At 38.1% G+C, this 23,132-nt stretch carries 16 protein-coding genes; 6 read left to right on the top strand and 10 right to left on the bottom strand.

Translation table 11 applies throughout. The features are described from left to right. Positions 1–221 precede the first annotated feature (221 nt). Entirely contained in the window at positions 222–1,574 is a 1,353-nt protein-coding gene (gene gorA, locus AC27E9_RS16695; protein WP_487132141.1) for a glutathione-disulfide reductase, read from the top strand. Between the two features lie 54 nt (positions 1,575–1,628). Here the strand turns inward: gorA and AC27E9_RS16690 are convergent, their stop codons facing one another. Genes AC27E9_RS16690 through AC27E9_RS16680 form a run of 3 tightly spaced genes read right to left on the bottom strand, consistent with a single transcriptional unit; the run spans position 1,629 to position 4,568 of the window. After that, a complete protein-coding gene (locus AC27E9_RS16690) occupies positions 1,629–2,825 on the bottom strand; it encodes a serine hydrolase domain-containing protein (protein WP_487132139.1) in 1,197 nt (398 codons plus the stop codon). Positions 2,826–2,853: 28 nt separating this feature from the next. Next, positions 2,854–3,708 (bottom strand): hypothetical protein, encoded by an 855-nt coding sequence (locus tag AC27E9_RS16685; protein WP_487132137.1) that lies wholly within the window; start codon positions 3,706–3,708, stop codon positions 2,854–2,856. After that, a complete protein-coding gene (locus AC27E9_RS16680; RefSeq protein WP_487132135.1) occupies positions 3,708–4,568 on the bottom strand; it encodes an alpha/beta hydrolase in 861 nt (286 codons plus the stop codon). The genes AC27E9_RS16685 and AC27E9_RS16680 overlap by 1 nt, the downstream gene beginning before the upstream one ends. Before the next feature lie 246 nt (positions 4,569–4,814). Here AC27E9_RS16680 and AC27E9_RS16675 point away from each other — a divergent pair, with 246 nt between their 5' ends. The 3 genes from AC27E9_RS16675 (at position 4,815) to polA (ending at position 10,952) form a co-directional block, all read left to right on the top strand. Continuing rightward, the gene (locus AC27E9_RS16675; RefSeq protein ID WP_487132133.1) at positions 4,815–7,058 is read left to right on the top strand and encodes a winged helix-turn-helix domain-containing protein; all 2,244 of its coding nucleotides are present in this window, start codon (positions 4,815–4,817) and stop codon (positions 7,056–7,058) included. 104 nt (positions 7,059–7,162) lie between these two features. Continuing rightward, complete coding sequence (locus AC27E9_RS16670) at positions 7,163–7,582, top strand: hypothetical protein (protein WP_487132131.1); 420 nt, start codon at positions 7,163–7,165, stop codon at positions 7,580–7,582. A gap of 613 nt (positions 7,583–8,195) precedes the next feature. Continuing rightward, on the top strand, positions 8,196–10,952 hold the full coding sequence (polA, locus tag AC27E9_RS16665; RefSeq protein WP_487132129.1) for a DNA polymerase I: 2,757 nt from the start codon (positions 8,196–8,198) through the stop codon (positions 10,950–10,952). Positions 10,953–11,421: 469 nt separating this feature from the next. On the opposite strand, the gene AC27E9_RS16660 is transcribed toward polA, so the two are convergent. From AC27E9_RS16660 to AC27E9_RS16650, 3 genes are all read right to left on the bottom strand, one after another. After that, positions 11,422–11,562 carry a type II toxin-antitoxin system antitoxin gene (locus tag AC27E9_RS16660; protein ID WP_487132162.1) on the bottom strand — a complete coding sequence of 47 codons (141 nt, stop codon included), beginning with the start codon at positions 11,560–11,562 and terminating at the stop codon, positions 11,422–11,424. 102 nt (positions 11,563–11,664) lie between these two features. Further along, a complete protein-coding gene (locus AC27E9_RS16655) occupies positions 11,665–12,528 on the bottom strand; it encodes an SPFH domain-containing protein (protein WP_487132128.1) in 864 nt (287 codons plus the stop codon). A 402-nt stretch (positions 12,529–12,930) separates the two neighbouring features. Continuing rightward, positions 12,931–14,388 (bottom strand): HDOD domain-containing protein, encoded by a 1,458-nt coding sequence (locus AC27E9_RS16650; RefSeq protein WP_487132126.1) that lies wholly within the window; start codon positions 14,386–14,388, stop codon positions 12,931–12,933. Positions 14,389–14,636: 248 nt separating this feature from the next. Here AC27E9_RS16650 and AC27E9_RS16645 point away from each other — a divergent pair, with 248 nt between their 5' ends. Next, positions 14,637–17,486 (top strand): M16 family metallopeptidase, encoded by a 2,850-nt coding sequence (locus tag AC27E9_RS16645; RefSeq protein WP_487132124.1) that lies wholly within the window; start codon positions 14,637–14,639, stop codon positions 17,484–17,486. Between the two features lie 261 nt (positions 17,487–17,747). On the opposite strand, the gene AC27E9_RS16640 is transcribed toward AC27E9_RS16645, so the two are convergent. The 3 genes from AC27E9_RS16640 to AC27E9_RS16630 all read right to left on the bottom strand — a co-directional run bounded on the left by AC27E9_RS16640 (position 17,748) and on the right by AC27E9_RS16630 (position 20,580). After that, positions 17,748–18,140 carry a response regulator gene (locus AC27E9_RS16640; RefSeq protein ID WP_487132122.1) on the bottom strand — a complete coding sequence of 131 codons (393 nt, stop codon included), beginning with the start codon at positions 18,138–18,140 and terminating at the stop codon, positions 17,748–17,750. Positions 18,141–18,329: 189 nt separating this feature from the next. Next, positions 18,330–19,853, bottom strand: a complete 1,524-nt coding sequence (locus tag AC27E9_RS16635) for a S10 family peptidase (RefSeq protein WP_487132121.1) — start codon at positions 19,851–19,853, stop codon at positions 18,330–18,332. A gap of 148 nt (positions 19,854–20,001) precedes the next feature. Then, complete coding sequence (locus AC27E9_RS16630) at positions 20,002–20,580, bottom strand: HutD/Ves family protein (protein WP_487132119.1); 579 nt, start codon at positions 20,578–20,580, stop codon at positions 20,002–20,004. 177 nt (positions 20,581–20,757) lie between these two features. Between AC27E9_RS16630 and AC27E9_RS16625 the strand changes: the two genes are divergently transcribed. Then, positions 20,758–21,321, top strand: coding sequence for an outer membrane beta-barrel protein (locus AC27E9_RS16625; RefSeq protein ID WP_487132117.1), 564 nt, complete (start codon positions 20,758–20,760; stop codon positions 21,319–21,321). Positions 21,322–21,392: 71 nt separating this feature from the next. Here the strand turns inward: AC27E9_RS16625 and AC27E9_RS16620 are convergent, their stop codons facing one another. Next, positions 21,393–23,060 (bottom strand): M1 family metallopeptidase, encoded by a 1,668-nt coding sequence (locus AC27E9_RS16620; protein ID WP_487132115.1) that lies wholly within the window; start codon positions 23,058–23,060, stop codon positions 21,393–21,395. Between the last annotated feature and the right edge of the window lie 72 nt (positions 23,061–23,132).

The raw sequence follows: 23,132 nt of genomic DNA, 5'->3' as shown, positions 1-23,132 counted from the left end.
CGCATGTTTGCTAAATGATGCAGTAGATGTAATGGCTAATGAATCGATAATCAAGGTTTAGTGGCATAGTTTTCAATTTTTACTCATGTTTTATGGTGATGAAATTTAAATGCGCTAAGGTATGTCATTTATCGGCAGAAATAAGCGATGTTGACACACACGCTTGAATTTTAGTTTTTTCAGTCCAATATAGTGAAATATACTCACACAGGAATATTAATATGACACAACATTTTGACTACATTGCAATTGGTGCTGGTAGTGGCGGTATTGCCTCGGCAAACCGAGCAGCACGTTTAGGTAAAAAAGCGGCGGTTATTGAAGCTAAGCATATTGGTGGTACTTGTGTGAATGTTGGCTGTGTACCGAAAAAAGCTATGTGGTACGCGGGGCAAATTGCTGATGCATTACATTATGCGAATGACTATGGCTTTAAAGCGCCACTGCAAGGCTTTGACTGGTCAACATTAGTGAAAAATAGAGAAGCATATATTGAACGTATTCATGCCGCTTATGCGCGTGGTTTTGCTAGCAATGATGTAACGGTAATTAATGGCTTTGCTAAGTTTGTTAACAAAAATACTGTTGAAGTTAATGGTGAACTGTACACAGCGGAACATATCACTATTGCAACAGGTGGCCGCCCAAGTCGCCCTAATATTGAAGGTGCTGAGTACGGTATTGATTCAGATGGATTTTTTGCTTTAACCGAGCAGCCTGAATCTGTTGCTGTCGTCGGTGCTGGCTATATTGCTGTCGAGCTTGCGGGTGTATTACATGCACTGGGTAGCGAGTCGCATTTATTGGTACGAAAAGAAAAGCCATTACGTGGTTTTGACGATATGTTAAGCGACACTTTAGTAGAGCAAATGGCAAAACATGGGCCAACGCTGCACACTATGAGCGTACCTAGTCGCGTTGAAAAGCATGCAGACGGCAAACTAACAATTCATTTAGATAATGGCAATGCTATTGGCCCTGTCGACACGTTAATTTGGGCAATTGGCCGAGAGCCGGCGACTGATAATATTAATATTGAATCAACGGGCATAGAGCTTGATGAACGTGGTTTTATTCCAACGGATAAATATCAAAATACCAACGTGAACGGCATTTATGCGGTTGGCGATAACACGGGTCGTGCACAGCTTACGCCTGTTGCTGTTGCTGCGGGGCGTCGCTTGTGTGAACGCTTATTTAACAATAAGCCTTATGAGCATTTAGATTACTCAAATATTGCTACAGTGGTTTTTAGCCACCCAGTTATTGGCACTGTAGGTTTATCAGAAAAAGAAGCTATTGCTGAATACGGTGAAGAACAGGTTAAAGTTTATAACTCTCAGTTTACCGCTCTATATCAAGCAATTACTGAAGATTATAGAGATCCAACACGCATGAAGTTGGTGTGTGTTGGTAAAGAAGAGAAAATTGTTGGTATCCATAGTATTGGTTTTGGTAGCGATGAATTACTACAAGGCTTTGCTGTGGCGATGAAAATGGGCGCGACTAAAGCTGATTTTGATAATACCGTTGCTATTCACCCAACGTCAGCAGAAGAGTTTGTTACTATGTAGCACTAGGGTATTTCCCTCTAACCATTTTATTTAGTTAGAGGGAAATCTTGCGACTTACTTAATAAAAGCTGGTATAACCCGCTCTGAAATTTGAGTAAATATTTTATCTTCTCGGTCATGGCCGGTGATCACAATAATCAAATCAAGCGCTGCGACTACAATGATGCGTTGTCCCCCTCCGCCCCAGGCAAACGTAGTATCATAGCTTTTATCACCAACCGTAATGTCAGTTTGATACCAAAAATAGCCATAACGAAAATTATCAGGCATCCAATCTTCAGTAGGTTTAACAAGACCACTGGTGGCTTTTGCTAGATAGTTTGCTGAAATAAGCTGTTCGCCATGCCATTTACCTTTGTTGAGAACAACAGTGCCTAATTTGACCATATCACGAGAGGTCATACTCACACCCCAGCCAGCTTCTGGAATGCCGCTAACATGAGTTTTCCAGGTGTAATTTGTGATGGCCAATTTATCGAGAATCTCTTTTTTAAGGAAGTTTTCAGCGCTGCCTGGCACGACAGCATCAATGACCGCCATCACTAGTATAGGATTGTAGTTGCCATATAAGTATTGCTGAGATTCAGAGGTAATCGGCCCACTATGCTCAAGTAGGGCTTGAACTAATAGCTGCCTCTTTATCACGGCAGGATTTTTCTTAAGCTCTTGCCATTTATCACGGTCGATACTAAGTCCACCATGCATAGTTAATGCTTTATGAAGTGTGATTTTTTCTGAGCCCTCAGCAAGTTTTGACGTATCTAGGTCTTTTAGAAAACTAATTAGTGGTTTTCGTAAATCGGCCATTGTCAGATAGCCCAACTGGATAGCTAGACCGATTGCCATGCTGGTGTAAGCTTTAGTAGTTGAAGCTTGTCCATGATGTAAATTTACTCGACCTCGTTTGTAATAAGATTCAAATAGCAACTTCCCTTGGTGAGAAATAAGCATGCTATCGTAGAGACCGTGTTTATCGTTAGCTATCTCCTTAGCTAATTTGATAATCTCGTCTTTAGTTCCGCTGTCGACACCTAGTTCGCCAACAGCTAATTGGTCTTCTCTGGCTGCTGGTGTTACATCAATAAAGCTTTCTTGTAGATAAGGTAAGTCCCTAAAAGACATTTTTGCATCTTCGACAGATGCCCTGGGTGCAAGCATGGTGCTGTCTGCGATATTCGCTGCAACTACATTGCTAACAGTACTAAATAGCGCAGCAGCAATGAAACTTTTAAATTTTGTTTTAATATTCATAAATAACTGTAGTTCCGTTTGGTTAGGCTTATGATTTTGCCCTAAGCGTTTCGATAATTTTTGCATCTACCCAGTACATACCGGCATTTTCATCATTAACAAATCTGTTAAATAAAAGGTACTTTCCGTCTGGCGTCACGATTGCTCCACTTTCAGATGCCGCGCTATTTATTGTCTCTCCAAAATTAATGGCCGCTCCCCAGCTACCATCTTTCTGTCGAAAACTAATAAAAAGATCAGCCCTTCCATATCCATTCTCTCTTTGTTCATCCCAAATTAAATAGGATTCATCTGGTGCAATAAAGGGATGCGCATTCCAGTCACCAAAATCAATATCTACCGCTTTTGGTTTTGTATATTTGCCATTTATTAAGCTTGAGTAATGAATGGGAGTTGATTCATTTGCGTCATCGAAATAGTAAGTTCCTGCAGCAGAAGACATTAGGCGCATAATACGAAAGTCTTTGAAATAATCACCTAGGCTTTTGATTTCTGACCAGCCAGTTTTGGTTCGCTCCATATAGTATTTGCCCAAATGCATAGTATTACCATCAGGCGTGGTAATAGGACGGCCTACTCTAGGCCCCACCAAAGATTCGTGCCATTGATTATTTTCTACTTTGAAAACACGTAACGACCACTTGCCATCTTTATTATTTCTTCGCGTAAAGTAGAAATTTTTCATATCAGGCGTGAAGAAGCCACTATGATCACGATGTGCGGGTGAGCGTTTACTGGGCGCAAAAGCCATAGGAGTATCACCGGGTGGTGTTTGTCCAACATAAGGCCCTTCAAGAATTGGGGCTTTATTATTTCCGTAGCTATTAGTACTTAGTGTTGCCATGAAAATATAAAGCGCAATTAGCAGCATACTTAGTTTCATTATTTCACTCCTTTTTCTTGTAAGTTTGATAACCATTTTATGCCTTTAACACCTAACATTGGGAAGGAGTCACTATGACCAGAGGAGTCGATAATGATGTGTTTGAGTGAAGAGATTGCTTGATAGTTTTTACCTTTTAGTTGGCTAACAAAGTCTTCAACATGTGGCCGCAATTCTTTTTCAAGTTCGCCATAAGAAATAAAGATGTTAATTTCTGGCTGAGCATTATTTAAGCTTGCATTTGCTTGGGCAAAAAGCTCAGTGCCGCTACTCCATATACTTGGGCTACCAAGAATATAATTTTTAAACGTATCGGGTTGTGTCATCAGTGCATAGGTGCCAAAAAGGCCACCAGCTGAAAAGCCTAAATAGCTGCGATTGCTTGGATCGGTTCGGTAATTTTTTTCGATTGTTTTGAAGACATCGTCGCGAATAAAAGAAAGGTGATTATCGGCTTGTCCAAATTTTATTTTTGGATGTTTAGGGTTAGTTCTTTTCTTGAATGAGTAGTCGCCAAAGCGGCTGAAATGTGCACCATATTTTTGCTTGAGCTCTTCTGGAATATCTTTTTGCCAAGAGATCCCTACTAAAATAACGTCTTCCATTATATAAGCGGTAGCAGCAGATAATAGTTCTATATGCCAAACTGCGTCGGTAAAATAGATGACAGGATACTTTTTGCTCTTATCTTCATCATATTTTTCAGGCAGTTTAACGAGCAGTTCGTACTGCTTATTAGATTGCTTATCCGTGATCGGAAGCACATGCACGCTTGGCATTTCGTAAGCTGATTGGTCAGTTTCAGCAAGTGCCAAAAAAGGGATTAGCACTACAATAAGTAAGATTATATTTTTTATCATGAATACCTCGGTGATTTACTCTGAGCATTTAAGGTTGAATAAAATGTCAGTATTCACCTTAACCAATAGCCAGCAATTTACTTGAGGTTGCACTGATTTTTAGCTGATTTTTATCTGATTAATAAAAAACTAATAATTATCAAATATTTACAATATTGAGTTTGGCCGTACAGGCGTTTATGCTATACCATTCATCTTATGTTGATTTAATTTTTAATCGCAAACTTTAGTGGTACCAGAGGATTTATGGCAGAACAGTATTGGATTGGCGGATTTTTTATCGATTTATCCCGAAATCAAATTACCCAAAATGACCAATCAAAAACACTCGCTCCAAAAGCACTGGCTGTTCTTACTCATTTGGCTGAGCATCAAGGACAAGTGGTTAGTCATGAAGCCTTGTTAGCTAAAGTTTGGCAAGGTACTGTCGTATCCCCCAATTCACTGCAACGCAGTGTTGCGCAATTAAGAAAAGCATTGGGTGATGATGGTAAAGTTCAAGTTTATATCAAGACGCATGCTAAACAAGGATACAGTTTAGAGTGTGATGTTAGGTGGCATGATGGTGTCGGTAAAAAAGTATTTGAAGTTATTACTAAAGACAACGCCACTAATGAAGCTACTGATAGCGAGGTTGCGACTAACGTTGTTAATAATAGTGCTGTCGATAAAGAGGTTAATAGCAGCGAATTGCCAGCCGGCGCTGTTGCTGAGTCGAAAACCTTGAGATCTAGAGTACTCCTGATTGCGCTTATTTTTGGCATTATGATGTTTGCCACAATCAGCTATCAATTTACTGCACCAAAGCAACCGGAAACATTATCTATTGGTGCGCTGCGCTCATTAACAACGACAGACAATAAAGAACATTCAGGCATTTATTCACCTAATGGCGAATACATTGTTTTCAATCGTTACTCAGATGAATATTGTGCGAGCAGTAATATTTGGGCAAAAAATATTAAAACGCAGAAAGAAACCCAATTAACCAATAATATAGGGAAATACGGTAGTCACAGTTTCTCAAAAGATGGGAAAAAATTGGTATTTATTAAAACTGAAAACTGCGATAAACCGATTAATCAAAAAGAATGTTTTAAACTAATGACCTTGGATTTTGATAAAGCATTAAAATCACCGCAAGCGCCAAGTTTATTAATGGAATGTAAAAACTCTAGAATTACTAAATCTAAATGGTTAAAGAATAATAATGTTGCTTTGTTGCAAGAGCTTGCTAATCATTGGAAATTAATCAGTTATTCGATAGAAGACAATAAAAGCACCGATATTTACTCGTTAGCAGGCGGTCAGGTCATTGATTATGATTATTCTGTTAAAGATGACATTATTGCTTTAATTAGCGTGCACAATGACGGTCAGAACTATATTGAAATTATCAAATCTACGGGCCAATTAATGTCTAGTTATCCGATTGAATATCCGCCAGAGATAACGAATTTAAGTTACATCTATCCTAACTTTTCGCCATTAGACAACCAGCTTATTTTCAGCACGGGCCGACAGCTCTTCACACTGTCTTATCAAGGTAAAATAGCCAAAGTTAGCCTTCCTCTTGACGAGCCAGCAGGCTCACCGACATTTCACCCAGATGGTAAACGAGCGCTGATGATAAAAGGGCACTGGGATAGTGATATTGCGACATTTTCCATTTCCAAAGTTGCCAACTCAAACTCTACAGAAATAGCGGCTGTTCATTCGTTAACTGAGAAAAGTAGTGATGTATTATCTATTTCTAAGATAATTGCACGTTCAACACGTGAGGAAGATAGTGCTATTTTCCAACCTAATGGCAAGTTAATCGCTTTCAAGTCTGATCGTTCTGGTGAAGATCAAATTTGGCTAAATGATGACAATGAACTACAACAGCTGACTAATTTTTCAATAGACACGCGGATTTCGGGATTGGATTGGGCTGCTGATGGAAAAGATATTTTAGTTAACGCCAATAACGTGCTTGTTCAGGTTAATCTCGATGCGAAGCAAAAGTCCTTTCCGATTGCATTTCCAGTTGCGCAACTGTTCCATTGGGATAGTGATAACAACAGGGCTCTATTATCAATACGAATCAAAGGCATTTTAAAATTTGTTGAGTTCAATATGAATGATTTAAGTTTTAAAATCATCACGGACAAGAAAGTTAATTGGGCGTTGAAAAGCGAAGATGGCCGATTAATTTACACCGATCACATGGACCGATTTTGGCAACCAGGGCCAGCGGAAGACCAAATGATTGAATTGTTAGAAAATCAAGGTAGTGACAAACGATATATTGTGAAGCATAACGTAATTTATGGCATTAACGAGGACTACCAACTGTGGTCTTATGCACTTAACGATGGCACATTTAAGATCCTAGGTAATATACCGGATAAAATTGATTTTATTACCGACATTAATCAGAACGAGCTGTTAATGACTACTAGAGTTTCAGCAAAAAAAGAAGTAGCCGAGCTGACATTAAGTGAATAACATCAGCTGATGAATGCATGCTTAATTTATTGAGTGAATAAACAGGAACAATTACCATGAAAATTTTTGCAAAACTTATGATAACTACACTGCTAGGAGCATGTATGTCATTGGCTATAGAGGCGGAAGAACACCGTCATGACCATGGCAATTCAACTGAGAAATTGTCGTTAAATCAAGGTGAGAAATGGCAAATTGATAACAGCTTGCACCTTGGTATGAGCAATATTAATAAAGCCATGCAGGCTAAACTCAATGACATTCATTACGATAAGTTTTCTAGTGAGCAATACTTACAATTGGCGACTCAGGTTGATCAGAAGATAGCGTACTTATTTGAGCATTGTAAATTACCACCAAAAGCTGATGCTCAGCTACATCTATTACTTGCCAAAATAATGCGCGGTAGCAGCATGATGAAGGAGAATAAAAGCCCAAAGCAGGGTGCTATTTTTGTTATTCAGGCATTGCGTGATTATCCTACTTACTTTAACGATAAGGATTGGCGCGGGCTCGATCATTAGTTGTGTTTTAGTCATAATCATATTTTCATGAAATTTGCATACTCGATAATATTTTTTGATTAATTTTTTTGCTCCGTAGTGCCTCACTAACGAAATTAACACAATGCTGCCATTGTAATTTTTTATTTTTGAATAACGATTAAAGTGCGTGTAAAAATAAATTTTTATGAAAGTTTATTGACTGAAATTGAGCTAGCCCTTGCCAATTCTCGCTTATGTTTTTTTGTTATTTCAAGGTGTAATAAAACTGCAAAAATATTTTAATAATTGTCTGGTAATGGGGCCATTTTCTGTTAATCTCTTAGCTCGCTTATTTTTATTGCTCGTTAATTGAACAGTAAAGTTTAAGCACGGACATTTATTTATCCACATAATAAAAAAATAATAATAAATATGTGAAAAGGATTTCTGACTTACCTTTTTTCATCAATTACATGTACTTACAAACAAGTTGCCGTAAAGTTCACCAGAATTTTATGGTCATTCATCGTGGTTTTCAACATACTTATCCACAATTTGATTGGTTTGATGTGACTAAATGCAATGAAGTGCTAGAGAGAATTTGCCGATTATGGCATGCTTAGCCCATCTTTCCGCCAGTCAAAAAATTATCATGCCAACTTCTGACCAATCACCGCTTATTTTAGTCGATGGTTCATCTTATTTATTCCGTGCATATCACGTGCCTTATTTACAAGCTTTATCAACCGCAGACGGCCAACCGACAGGGGCAATTACCGGTGTGTTGAATATGATTAAAAGTTTGAAGAAAGATTATCCGAATGGCAACGTCGTGGTGGTATTTGATGCCAAAGGGAAAACATTTCGTAATGACATGTATCCAGAATATAAAGCTAATCGTCCGCCAATGCCGGACGATTTACGCAGCCAAATAGCGCCACTACATGAAATTATTGCTGCTATGGGCTTACCGCTTCTAGTTATTGAAGGGGTAGAGGCAGATGATGTTATTGGTACTTTATCTCATCAAGCAACAGCATTAGGAATCGAAACGGTTATTTCAACTGGTGATAAAGACATGGCGCAGTTAGTTAACCAACATGTACGCTTAATTAATACCATGACCAATGTTGAAATGGATGAAGCGGGTGTTATTGAAAAATTCGGTGTGCGTCCAGATCAAATTATTGATTACTTAGCGCTGATGGGAGATAAAGTTGATAATATTCCAGGCGTTGAAAAGTGTGGTCCTAAAACTGCCGTTAAGTGGCTAACCGCTTACCCGACTTTACAAGAAGTTATGGATAATGCCGATAAAGTAAAAGGTAAAGTTGGTGAAAACTTACGTACCGCACTTGCCCATTTACCGCTTTCTTATGAACTTGCCACCATTAAACTTGATGTCGAGCTTGAGCAAACTGTTGAGGCGCTGCAACCTACAGCAGCTGATGTTGATACGTTAAAAGCCTTATATCAAAAGTTTGAATTAAGACGATTACTTGCTGAATTAAATGCTGGCGACACGAATGCAACGAAAGACAGCCCAGCTAGTCAAAGTGAAGAGGCTGATGATGACGCGGCTAATTTTTCCGATATTGAAATCGACTATGAAATTGTTTTAACGAAAGCAGCATTTCAAAGCTGGTTAGATAAATTGACGGAAGCAGAGTTATTTGCCTTTGATACTGAAACAACCAGTGTTGATTATATGAAAGCTGAACTCGTTGGCTTGTCGTTTGCAGTTGAAGCGGGTAAAGCGGCGTATGTTCCTGTTGCCCATGATTATGTAGGTGCGCCTGAACAGCTTGATAGAGATTGGGTGTTGGCTCAGCTTAAGCCACTGTTAGAAAGTGAATCGCAGCAGAAAGTAGGGCAAAACTTAAAGTACGATGCAAATGTACTTTCACACTACAATATTGCGATGAAAGGTATCACTTTTGACACCATGATAGAGTCATATTGTTTCAATAGTGTTGCTACACGTCATAATATGGATGCTCTTGCTGACAAGTACTTAGGTTATAAAACAGTACATTTCGAAGACATTGCTGGCAAAGGCGCAAAACAGCTTACTTTTAATCAAATTGAAATCGAAAAAGCAGGGCATTACGCTGCCGAAGATGCCGATATTACGCTACGTTTACATCAGGCTATTTTTCCGAAATTAGAGAAAGTAAGCACACAACTTTCCGTTTTTAATGACATAGAAATGCCACTATTACCTGTATTAGCTCGTATGGAGCAACATGGTGTCTTGATTGACTGTGATATGTTAGATCAACAAAGCCATAGCATAGGTACTCGCTTATCTGAATTAGAAATTGAAGCGCACAATATTGCAGGAAAGAGTTTTAACTTAAGCTCACCAAAGCAGCTGCAAACGATTTTATTTGAAGAATTAAAAATCCCCGTACTGAAGAAAACACCTAAGGGTGCACCATCAACGGCAGAAGAAGTGTTGCAGGAGTTAGCGCTTGATTATCCGTTACCTAAAGTTATTTTGGAAAACCGTGGGTTAAGCAAATTAAAATCAACCTACACTGATAAGTTACCACTATTAGTTGATCCAAAAACTAATCGTGTACATACCTCGTATCATCAGGCGGTAACTGCAACCGGGCGTTTATCTTCAACCGATCCAAACTTGCAAAATATTCCGATCAGAAGTGAAGAAGGGCGTAAAATTCGCCATGCTTTTATTGCACCAGAAGATCATAAAATCGTTGCGATAGATTATTCACAAATTGAATTGCGCATTATGGCGCATTTATCAGATGACCCAGGTCTAGTGAAAGCTTTCTCTGAAGGCAAAGATGTTCATAAGGCCACAGCGGCAGAGATATTCGCCGTTTCATTAGATGAAGTGACCAGTGATCAACGTCGTAGCGCCAAAGCGGTAAACTTTGGTCTTATCTATGGCATGTCAGCATTTGGTTTAGCTAAACAGTTAAATGTACCTCGTCATACTGCGCAAGAATACATGGATAAGTATTTTGAACGTTACCCTAATGTTTCGAAATATATGGAAGATACCCGTCAGCAAGCTAGTGAGAATGGTTATGTTGAAACCTTGTTTGGTAGAAGACTTTATTTACCGGACATTAAATCGAAAAATGGTATGCGTAAGAAAGCGGCAGAGCGCGCCGCAATCAACGCACCAATGCAAGGTACTGCGGCAGATATTATTAAAAAAGCAATGTTAGCAGTAGATGCATGGATATTAGCGCAAAATGATCCTCGTATTCGTATGACCATGCAAGTACACGATGAATTAATTTTTGAAATTCACCAAGATATTGTCGAAAGTGCCACGCAAAGTCTCGTTGAAATTATGAATAATGCAGTAGAAATGAGCGTACCTTTAATTGCAGAAGCAGGTGTTGGTGATAATTGGGAACAAGCTCACTAAAGCAAGTTGGTTATAAATTACTCAGAGGTGAAATTTAATTTGCTTTCTGTGGTTCTTATAAATAACACCGAATGATCCCTTCATGGTGTGTTTCTTTTTAGGCCTCTTCATAGAGGCCTTTTTTTTGCCCAAACCAGGTTTTCTATTATTTGATCACAATACCGAACAGGAAAACTGAGGTGTATTTTTTATTTTGTGATAAAAAAAACAAATAAATGAAAAAAAATTACAAAACCTTCTTTACAAGCTTAGAGTTCTTACTCTATAATTGCTTTGTTCCTAACACGAACGCTTGTTGTAATAATTTGTATATTTTAGCTTTCCTCATAGCTTATAGACCGATAATTAATGTTGTCGGTTTTTTTTTGCTGGTAGTAAAGTTAGCTTGAGCGAACTATAGAAATGAATAGGTAAAAATATGATGGTTTATTTTTACCTATTTAGTGTAATTAAATTACATTGATAGTGGCTATTCAGGTTTATCAAGTGGATCAATAATAGCGTTTATTTGCGGTGGCTTACTGCGGCCTGCCTTGCGTAATGCGTCACGTAATACATATTCAATTTGGGCGTTTAAGCTACGTAACTCATCATCTGACCAACGCTGCATTGCGGTCAGTATTTCTTCATTAATACGTAATGGATAAGCTTTTTTTGCCACAGAAACCTCTAATATAATAATTGAAAGCCCACAGGTATGAGCTCAGCTATTTTAGTATAAACTACCCGTATTGACGATAGGTTGCGCGGCTTCATCAGAACAAAGTACTACGAGTAAGTTGCTTACCATTGCTGCTTTTCTTTCTGCGTCAAGTTCAACAATGTCACGTTCTGCTAGACTTTGTAGTGCCATTTCTACCATACCAACAGCACCTTCAACGACTTTTTTACGTGCAGCTATAATTGCCATGGCTTGTTGTCGTCTTAACATGGCATTGGCGATTTCCGGCGCGTAAGCTAAGTGACTAATTCTTGCTTCTATAACTTTCACACCGGCTTTGCCTAAGCGGTCTTGTACTTCACATTTTAGCGCTTCAGATATTTCTACAGGATTACTACGCAGCGATATACCTTGCTCTTCGTGATGATCGTAAGCATAACTAGTGGCTAAGTTACGCAAAGCTGATTCACTTTGAATTGATACATAATCTTCATAATCATCAACTTGGAAAACAGCTTCGGCAGTATCAACCACTTCCCAAACAATAACAGCGGCAATTTCAATAGGATTACCATTTTTGTCGTTGACCTTTAATTTACTACTTTCGAAGTTTCTAACCCTTAATGAAACACGCATTTTGGTATAGAAGGGATTGGCCCAACGTAAACCTGGCAAGTGTACTGTACCGGCATATTTACCAAATAGTTGTAATACACGCCCCTCTTTAGGGTTGACCATAAAAAAGCCAAACCAACCAATAAAAATAATAATATTCAATAATAAACTACCGATTGTTAAGGTTGGGTTATTAGGTAGAGAGTACACCGTCAGGCTTAAGGCGCTCAGTTGCACAATTAGTAAAACAACAATAAAGCCAATACCATTTGGAGCTTTTACTTCTTTTTCGGTAAACATATCCTGTCCTTTAACTTTTTTATTTGTGATATCATTTTGATATCACTTTCTGTTTATTGCAAGTGAATTTTGTGTTTTTGTCTATTTTAAAAGAAATTTAAATAATTAAATTTATAATTTTCAATGAGTAATGAAAGGAATTTAATTTAAGTGATTTTGATCAATAATGCGTTTTTTCTCTACTGATATTATTTACTCAGATTTAAACAGCGGAGAATTATTATGGGATGTTGTGGTGGATGTGGTGGCGAAGGTCACGAACCAGTAGCAGAGCAAGAACAAACTGAAGAAGCAGTAGAAAGCACTGAAGAAGAGTAAGTATCGCTAAGTAACGATAAAAGAAGCAGCATAGGCTGCTTTTTTATTGCTTAAATTTTGATAACACGAATATAGGCACGCTCATTATCCTCTGTAAGACAACATTGTTAACGATAAATTAAGATGTTCTACTAATGCACTGCAATGCTCAAAATCTCGCGCCGTTATTTCTTTATCTGCAATAAAAACCTGTCCTGTAATCAACCCTATCGCTTTATGACCAACTTTTACTGGCATTATTATTAATGCACCATTTGCGATGTGATCACTAATTTCACCGGTTATATACTGATACCATTGTTCAGCCTGCTTGTTGTTAATGACTATCGCCTGATCATTTTCCATCGCATAACTGAAAATATTACTGCTTCTAGTTAAATGAAAGCGTTTGTTATTCTCAACTGTCTGCGCATTTATATCAAAAGTAAATCGATTTTTTATTTCTGATTTGTTGTCAACCATCATTAAAAAACTGCATTGCTCAAAGGCGAATATACTCGCCATTGCTTGTAATGTTGTTTGAATAAATGCTGAAAAGTCTGTGCTTGTTTTTAATAACTTATTTAGCTGCATACACGCACTTAATATTTCACTTTCTTTGTTCGGGTTATATTTAAGCACTTTATGCGCGTGGTCATTGAAGTCTTTAGCGCGTGGTAAAGGTTTTATATGCTCAATTAACGCTTTAGCACCATAAGAGGTCAGTAGTTTACTTGCCTGATCCCGTAATAATGAAATTTTTGCTGTTAGTTGTTTGATATTCAAACCGGTAATTTTTGCTATATTGCTCAGTAATTCATGAAACTCTTCCACAGTACCAGTAGGGTTTGCAATACAATGACTAAGTTTGTCAGCAAAATAAACAATTTGTATTTCTACCGTTCGACTTTCCGGCTGATTAAGTGCTTTTAATAATAAATCACTTAAACTCCAGGTTTTTGCTAGTTCTCCGCTTAATTGGCTAAAGTCGCCTCCGAGTTCTTGATAGCACTCTTGCTGAAAAATAGCAGGAGTAGTATCAACAAACGTGGCTAATTTTTTTGCCGAATCTCCACCAGACCCCCAGAAAGCAGTTTCACCAATACGGTATAACATGGCAGCAAGGTATAGCTCTTCTTGAGTATCATCAGCGTATTGTGGCGCCATCATTTTAGCTAGTAAACCCGCATAAAATGAGCTTGCCATAGATCTTGTTAACTGTTGATGTACTTTGTCGTCCAGGTCTTTATTGGCAAGTAAACCCTCAACTAATCGTGATGTTAAGCAGATATTTTTCACCGCTTGAATACCTAATACTACCGAGGCTCTGGAAACGGTGCTGACTTTATTAATACTTAGATGCTGAACACTATTGGCAACTTTTAGTAAGCAAGAGGCGAGTGCTTGGTCATGTAAAATAGCTTTACTTAATTTAGGTAATGAAGATTTATCATCGTTATTAAATTTATCCAACATTCTGGCTGTTGACGTAATAGCCGGCAATTCGCTATTAGTGATCACGTCAACCCAGTGCTGAATTAGTGGTGACTTGGCCTCATGCATACTTGCTCCGCATTAAACTTGTATGAAATATATACATTTTATCAGCGTAACATATTCATCAAGAATTCGCTTAATGGTATTTAGGTTATATAAAATAAGCCCAAATTTTCTTTAGCAACTAATTGAACCTTTCACGTTTATTTACAGTCTACTCCGCAATAAATTTACTAAGTTGTTGTACTTATTCTCTATATCGATAATATTAAGTTCAGCTTACCTAATATGTTGAATGAACCGAGGAATTTACTTTGAAAAAATGGACGTTACCGCTGCTATTAACCTGCTTAGCTGCTTGTGAAAACACCCAAACTGTAAAGCTACCTGACGCAAATATTACAGTCGCGGGAGCAAAATTTATTGAGCAAGTAAAACCAGAAACTGGAAAAACGGTTATCCCATTTCAAAAATATGTACTTGATAATGGCCTGACAGTAATCTTGCATCAAGACGGCTCAGATCCCTTAGTACATGTTGATATGACTTATCATGTTGGCTCAGGTCGTGAAGAAGTAGGTAAATCTGGTTTTGCACATTTCTTTGAACATATGATGTTTCAAGGCTCAGAGCATGTCGCTGATGATGAGCATTTTAAGATAGTAACTGAATCAGGTGGTACCATGAATGGCACCACTAATAGTGACCGAACTAATTATTTTCAAACTGTACCCGCCAGTCAACTTGAAAAAATGCTTTGGCTAGAAGCCGACCGAATGGGCTTTTTAGTAGATGCGGTAACACAAGAAAAATTTGAAGTGCAGCGTGAAACGGTAAAAAATGAACGTGGTCAAAGCTATGATAATCGCCCTTATGGCTTGTTAAGAGAGCGTGTTGCTGAAGCCATGTACCCAGTCGGTCATCCGTATTCTTGGCAAACCATTGGCTATATTGAAGATCTAAACCGCGTTGATGTTAATGATTTAAAAGCATTTTTCTTACGTTGGTATGGCCCTAATAATGCAACATTAACAATTGGTGGCGACATCAATGTTGAAAAAACTTTAGCAATGGTTACTAAGTATTTTGGTAGCATTCCACGTGGTCCAGAAGTAAAAATGCCAGAAAAACCAAGCTTTACCATTGAAGCTGATCGCTATATATCTTTGGAAGACAATGTGCATTTACCGTTAGTCTATATGTCTTATCCAACGGTGAGTATTCGACACGAAGATGAAGCGCCACTTGATCTACTTTCAAGCATTCTTGGTGGTGGTAAAACATCATTACTATATAAAAATTTAGTTAAAAACCAGTTAGCTGTACAAGCTTCGGTAAGCCACCCATGTGCCGAACTTGCTTGTACTTTTAATATGCTTGCTTTACCACATCCAGCATCAGGTAAAACCTTAGCTGATATGGAAAAGGTTATTCGTGACACTTTACTTGAATTTGAAACACGTGGTGTTGAAGATGACGATTTAACTAAAGCAAAAGCTGCAATGGAAGCGAACTTTGTTTTCGGCCTGCAAAGTGTTGCAGGTAAAGTTAGCCAACTAGCCGCTAATGAAACTTTCACCGGTAACCCTAATTATATTGAACAAGATATTGCCCGCTATGCCAATGTAACTAAAGCTGATGTTATGCGTGTTTACCAGCAATATATTAAAGATAAGCACGGCGTTATCATGAGTATTGTACCAAAAGGGCAAAAAGCGCTTGTTGCTGCGGCAGATAATTTCACACCACAAGCACGTGCAATTCCAGTACAAACAGCAACAACTGATGCCGATTTAAATATTCGTAAAACCAAAGATAATTTTGACCGCAGTATTGTACCAGCAACAGGTAAAAATAAAGCTGTTGATGTACCACAAATGTGGCAGGAGACGTTTGCTAATGGCGTTAAAATTCTAGCTACACAAAGTATTGAGACACCGACCACGTCATTGCTTTTGAAAATTCCAGCAGGTCATTATTTTGAAGGTAAAGACAAAGCAGGTACAGCGTCGTTACTGGCGGCAATGTTAAACGAATCTACCACTGAGCGTAGTGCCGAAGATATGAGTAAGGCATTGCAAAAACTTGGTGCATCGGTCGCGATCTCGACCGGTAACAAGTATTTAACTGTTAATGTAAATACATTAACTAAACACTTAGATGCAACCTTAGCACTAGTTTACGAAAAATTAGCCAAGCCAGCATTTCTTGCCAGTGAATTCGACCGTAATAAAAATAATGCTATTCAAGGAGCCATTAATGGTAAAAAAGATGCAGGTTATTTAGCATCAACAGCCTATCGCCAGTTATTACACGCCGACAATATTGCTGCAACTTCAAGCAGTGGCACTGAATCATCATTGGCGAATATTACGCTGGCTGACATAAAAGCACATTACCACCAGCAATTAAAAGCGAAAGATAGCCAAATAATTTCGGTATCAAACTTAGACAAAGCGCAGCTATTAACATCGTTAAGTGTGTTTAAGTCATTAACCGGTGAAGGCAAAAAATTAGCCATTTCCTTGCCTGAATCACCGGCAAAACTTGGAGTGATTTATTTAGTTAATAAAGATAATGCAGCACAGTCTGCTATTCGCATTGGTAAGCGTTCACTTACGCAAGACATTACTGGTGAATACTATAAAGCGTATTTAATGAACTTCCCATTAGGAGGTGCTTTTAATAGCCGCATCAACCTAAACTTACGCGAAGACAAAGGCTACACCTATGGCGCACGGTCGTACTTTTATGGTGATAAATTTTCTGGTGCTTATACCGCAAGTGCGGAAGTTCGTGCTGATGTTACCGATAAATCGATTGTAGAGTTTGTTAAGGAAATTGAAAACTATGCTGACAACGGCATAAGTGACGAAGAGCTAGCATTTATGCGCAACGCTATTAATCAAAAAGACGCTTTAAAATATGAAACACCACGACGTAAATTAGGCTTTTTAGCACAAATTTTGGAACATGACTTAACAACAGAGTTTGTTAAAGAGCGAAACGAAATTGTTGCTAATATTTCTAAAGCAGAAATTAATGCTCTCGCGAAAAAACACTTAAATTTAAGCGAAATGTTAATGGTGGTAGTGGGTGATGCTAAAATCTTAAAGCCACAATTAGAAGCACTTGGTTATCAAGTTATAAACTACGAAATTTAACCTAACACTCAATGATAAAGGCCGCTAATTAGCGGCCTTTTTTATATGCAGGAAGTATAGTATGCCACGATCACATGGATGTGAAAGAGTGGCGATGTATAGGCCTCTCCCAGACTTCCTGTCTTTCGAGGCACGTCGAAGCACGATTAGTTTTTTGCTCTAGACAAAAACTAAGACTTATCTTTCTGTAAGCAATACCAAGATCATACGGACGTAAAAGGTTGGTGATGTTAAGCGATTAATAATAAATAGCCGAGTTAATTATACTAATTCAGGTTTGGCTAAGCGTTTCACGGCATCAAGCAGTTCGTCTGCACAAAAGGGTTTTGTTAAGTAGGCACAAGCCCCTAAATCTTTGGCTTGTAGTTGGTCAGCTTCATCATGTGAGCCGGAAAGGAAAATAATGGGAATATCGGTACGGCTGCTAATTGATTTTATGCGCTTACAGCACTCAAAACCGTCCATTTCTGGCATTTGAATATCTAAAATTATTAATGCGGGTTTGAAAGATATTAATAGGTTTAAAGCTTGTAGTCCGGATTTTGCCGCAAATATTTTGCAACCTAGTGGTTGAATGATATTGGACACAACACGAATGTTTATCGAACTATCATCTATGATGAGTATATCGCTGTTTAAACTATTATCTTCCATGAATTCATTATCTTAGTTCCTTTAATAAGCATCATATCTGTTCGTTTAAATTTTAACAACTCCGATTAGTCATATAGCAACGTAAAGGAAAATTAATATGATTCAATATGTTACTAATAACGATAAAATAGTGAAACTAAGGCTGTTGGGGGGCTATCAACACAACAACCTTAAATAGATACGCTAAAGCTATGGTTTGCTATGATATTTTGCTGGCGTTGTTTTATTTGGCAGTGTTGCTTGCATAAAAGTACGAATATCTTGATTAGCAGACTTTAAGTCTTGGTAACGTAAGTACATCATATGGCCACTTTCATAACCTTTAAAAGATAATCTATCTCGCATTTTGCCACTTGGATCGAGCTGCCATAAAGTGTATTTAGCATCAAAGTAATTAGTGGCACCGTCATAATAACCTGCTTGCACCATTACATTTAAATAAGGGTTTTGTGCCATTGCCAAGCGTAAATTTTCGCCGGTCTTATTATTGCTTCTGTCCCAAGGATGAACATTACCAAACATATTATATTTGATATCGGTTTTGTAATTTAACTCTTCGCGTAAGTAGTAGTTAATTGCTGGCGTAAAACTATGCAGCCATGAGGTAAGTTCAGCATTGTAATCTGGGCGGCTGCCGGTAACTTTTTCATCAATACCTAAATAGCGAGAATCTAAGCGGCCCACAGTTTGCTCTCTGTCACGCAATATTTCTTTCCAAAAGTATGATGCTTCAATATCCAAGTTATTACGCAACACTTCTTGTACTGATAACCCTGAATAACGAGCAACTTGCTTAGCGATTTTTTGTTTTTCTTGTTCTGATATAAACCCACCTTTGGCAAGTGCAGGTAAGTATTGCTCAACCGTAAATTTTTCTATTTCAGGCAAAATATCTAACAAATGCTTATCTTGTAAATCTTTGGCTAAGGCATTGTGGTACCACGCGGTCGCAGCAAAGTATGGTAAGCGATTTGCAGCTTTTACTGGCCCGTCACGCTTGATGCCGATATCAGTTGGAGAAACTAAAATCACCCCGTTTAAATACATCCATTGACGAGCTTGTAACTCAAGCGCTAAGCCCGAAACGCGAGTTGTACCATAGCTTTCGCCAATTAAGTATTTAGGCGATTGCCAACGGTTATTACGAGTGACAAATGTATTGACCCAATCGGCTAGGTATTTAACGTCAGCATTAACACCAAAAAACATTTTCTTTTGTTCGGCTTTGCTTGGCATTTTGCCGTCTTTTTTCGGTAAAACACGTGAATATCCTGTATTAACAGGGTTAACAAAGACAATGTCGGCGGTATCCAAAATAGAATAATCATTTGGTTTTACACCGTAAGGTTGTAATGGGAAGCCTTCATTATCAACATTAAGAACCTTTGGGCCAGTATAGGCAACATGCATCCACACAGACGCAGAACCCGGACCACCATTGAAGGATATTAGTAATGGTCGCGTTGCACGGTTTTTAATGTTGCTTCGTTGATAATATGTATAGAAAAGAGTTGCTGTTGGGTTGCCTTCATTGTCCCAAACAGGTTGAGTGCCGGTAGTAGCGGTGTAGTCAAATGTTTTACCATTAACAGTAGTGCTATGAGTGCTGGTACTATTTTCATCGATAGCAACTTTTCGTTCAAATTCAGCGAAGGCCAAAGGTGACAAAAGTAGTAACAGACTAAGCGCTGGAACTAACAACCTGGTTTTCATACATTATCCTTAAAATACTGTGTAGTTAATATTTTCAGCCTACGCGAGCTAGCGCTAATTGTCATAATTAAAAGTCAGAAAGGGTATTTCTAGCGATTAATGACTCTAACTCGTGTAAAAGCGCAAAGGTAACTAATAACCTTCGCTCTTAATCGCAGCTATTTAGGTAGATCATTATGATATTCTCGCCATCGATATAAGTGGTATTTTCTTCAACATTCGATAGCTTTACTAGATGGCCTTGTGGTGCAACTAGGTTGTTTTCGTTGTTGCTAAAGCTGATTTTTATGTCGGAAGATAAACTATAAACAAAACAAAGTTCGCCTTTTTCGACGGTAATATTCATTGCATGTTGGTGGCAATTAACTTTTGTATGATAGCGCGACGTGCGTGCGATAACGTTAAAGTCAGTTATTGCGCCTGTGTGCAAGTTGCCAACAGTTTTATCGCCACCATCAAAAGTTGCAAAGTCCAGTAATTGGCTTAAACGGTCAATTTTGCTGTTGTTGTGTTGTAAATTAATGCCGTCGCCTTCAATTAATATTAGATTACGGGTATAGCCAGAAAAGTTTGAGAACTCACCATCTTCAACCACGCTAGCCATACTTAGGCGCCAGTCAAAATCATCTAAGGTGCCTCCCGGGTTGATCGTCATCTCTATTGTTTCACCTTTACCATTTTTCCATGGTACGGTTTTAAATGCACTTGGCGCGATAATATCTAACACGAAAACTACCTTATTTAGTGATGTAACTGAACTTGTGATCATAACGTGAATGGCGATGAAATGCCTTTGCAATAATGCACGAATTCTAACGTTTAAAGGTGTTATTCATAATTTGTTACGCTTAATGGTTATCAAAATATTATTTAACAATTGCTTAACAAGAATTGGGTTGTTAGCATGCGCGCTTTCCAAACTTTAGTAAATAATGATAAGGATATTCCTGTGTTTAAGAAGTCTTTAATTGCACTTTCACTTTTAACTCTGCCTTTAACGGCTGCAGCCAATTGGTCCGCTGGTGCTGGTTATGCGAATTTATCAGCCGAAGATGATGGTGTTGATGTTTCGTTAGGTGCTATTTATGGCTCAGTAGCTTATGAGTTTATGCTAGAAAACAAATCTATTTCTATTTTACCTGAATTTCGAATTGCTACCGGTATTTCAGACGATGATATAGAAGCTGATTTTGGTAAGGTTAATATTGAGTTAAATAGATTTTTTGCTTTCTCTATTCGCGCTCAGTATAACTATGACAATGGTGTGTATATATATCTTATGCCGTCGTATGCCGATGTTGATTTTGATTTTAAATTCAGGGGATTAACAGAAAGTGAAGGAGATGGTGAATTCGGTTTTGGCGGCGGTGTTGGTAAAAAAATTAACGACAAAACTCGTATTGAAGCATCATTTGAAAGCTACGATGACACTGACGTGTTTACTGTAGGGTTTAAATACTCATTTTAATGTCACTTATTGCGTTTGGTATTTAAGGGAAGCTAAGCTTCCCTTTTTTATATTCGCAAAAGCTACACGTTCTAATGACCCAAAATATTTAAGGTATTTACGTAGAAGTTGGCATCTACCGTTACTGATGAGTTATCAGTTATTGGCATTCTTTGCCATTTAGCATTAGGCGATAACCAATGTTCTTTGTCGTTAATCAGAATTTTTATTGGCATATCAAAGCCATCGACAATATTACTCCAACGGTATTGCATTTGTCCGTTCTTAGTAAAATATTCAAAGGTTGGAATGCGAATATCACGTAGATATTGGTCGAATACTTTAGTTAAATTTTTGCCTGATTTTTCGCTAATATAATTTTCAATTTGGGACGTTTCAGCAATACCATGGTAGAACTTCTTATTTAAGCCTCGTAAAATAGTACGCCAAGTTTCGTCATTATTTATAACTTGGCGGATGGTGTGCAACATGTTGCCGCCTTTATCATACATGTCGCTTGAACCTTCTTGATGTACGCCGTATTGGCCAATAATTGGTTTTTTATTCTGAACATTTAAGCGAGTGCCGCGAATGTACTCAAAAGCTTTTGTTTTATCGTAATGGTATTCTAAAAATAGACTTTCGGAATAATTGGTAAAGCTTTCGTGTATCCACATATCGGCAATATCATTATGGGTAATGTTATTAGCAAACCATTCATGCCCAGTTTCGTGAACAATAATAAAATCAAATAACATGCCAGGCCCTGTTTGGCTGCGATCACGACCTAAATAGCCATTTTGATAACCATTGCCATAGGTAACAGAGCTTTGGTGCTCCATGCCTAAGTAAGGAGCTTCAACAAGTTTAAAACTGTCCTGATAAAATGGATAAGGGCCAAACCAATATTCAAAGGCTTCAATAGTGCGCTTAGCGTCTTTGAATTGTACTTTCGCTTTTTCAATATTGTGGCGAAGTACGTAGTAATCCATATCTAGCTGGCCAGACTCACCTTGATATTGCTCACCAAAATGCACGTAGTCACCAATATTGATATTAATACCATAGTTGTTAATTGGGTTAACAACTTGCCAGTGATAAGTTTTTGTTTTTGCTTTTTTGTTATGATCAACTTTTACTAAACGGCCGTTGGAAACATCCATTAAGTGTTCTGGTACTTCAACACTAATTATTGCGCCATTGTCAGGCTCGTCATAGGCGTGGTCCTTATTTGGCCACCAAATGCTAGCACCTAACCCCTGACAAGATGAGGCAATAAAATCATTGCCTTTTTCGTCTGTTGACCAGGTAATTCCCCCATCCCATGGCGCTCTAATTGCCTCATGCGGAATGCCTGAGAAATGCATTACTAACTGGTATTCCTGACCAATTTTTTGTTCAGCAGTGGTGGTAATGAAATAGGAGTAACCCATTTGCTCAACAGCTAATGCTTGGCCGTTTTGCGTTACTTTAGTTAGTTGCATCGGTGCTTGTAACTCTATTTGTAAGCGCTTCTTTTCAGATAGCACCTTATATTTCATAGTATTAGTACCTGCAATGGTTTTAGTGCTTGGATCTACAGCAATATCTAAGTGGTAATGGGTTAAGTCCCACCAAGCGCGTTGCGGTGTGATTGTTCCGCGAAAAATATTTTGCTGGTGATCGTCAATGGTGTGCTTAGGAAATAACTCAGCATGAGTATTATGGCTAAGCAATAAACCAGCAAGTAATAATAGTGTTGATAAAAATGACATATTCATTAATGTAGTCGCTAGATAAGACGTGTAAAAAATGCCTTTGATATTAGCAATGAACATTGAAGTAATACAATG

Source organism: Colwellia meonggei, from assembly GCF_057537295.1.
This window is presented reverse-complemented; position numbering and strand designations above follow the sequence as displayed.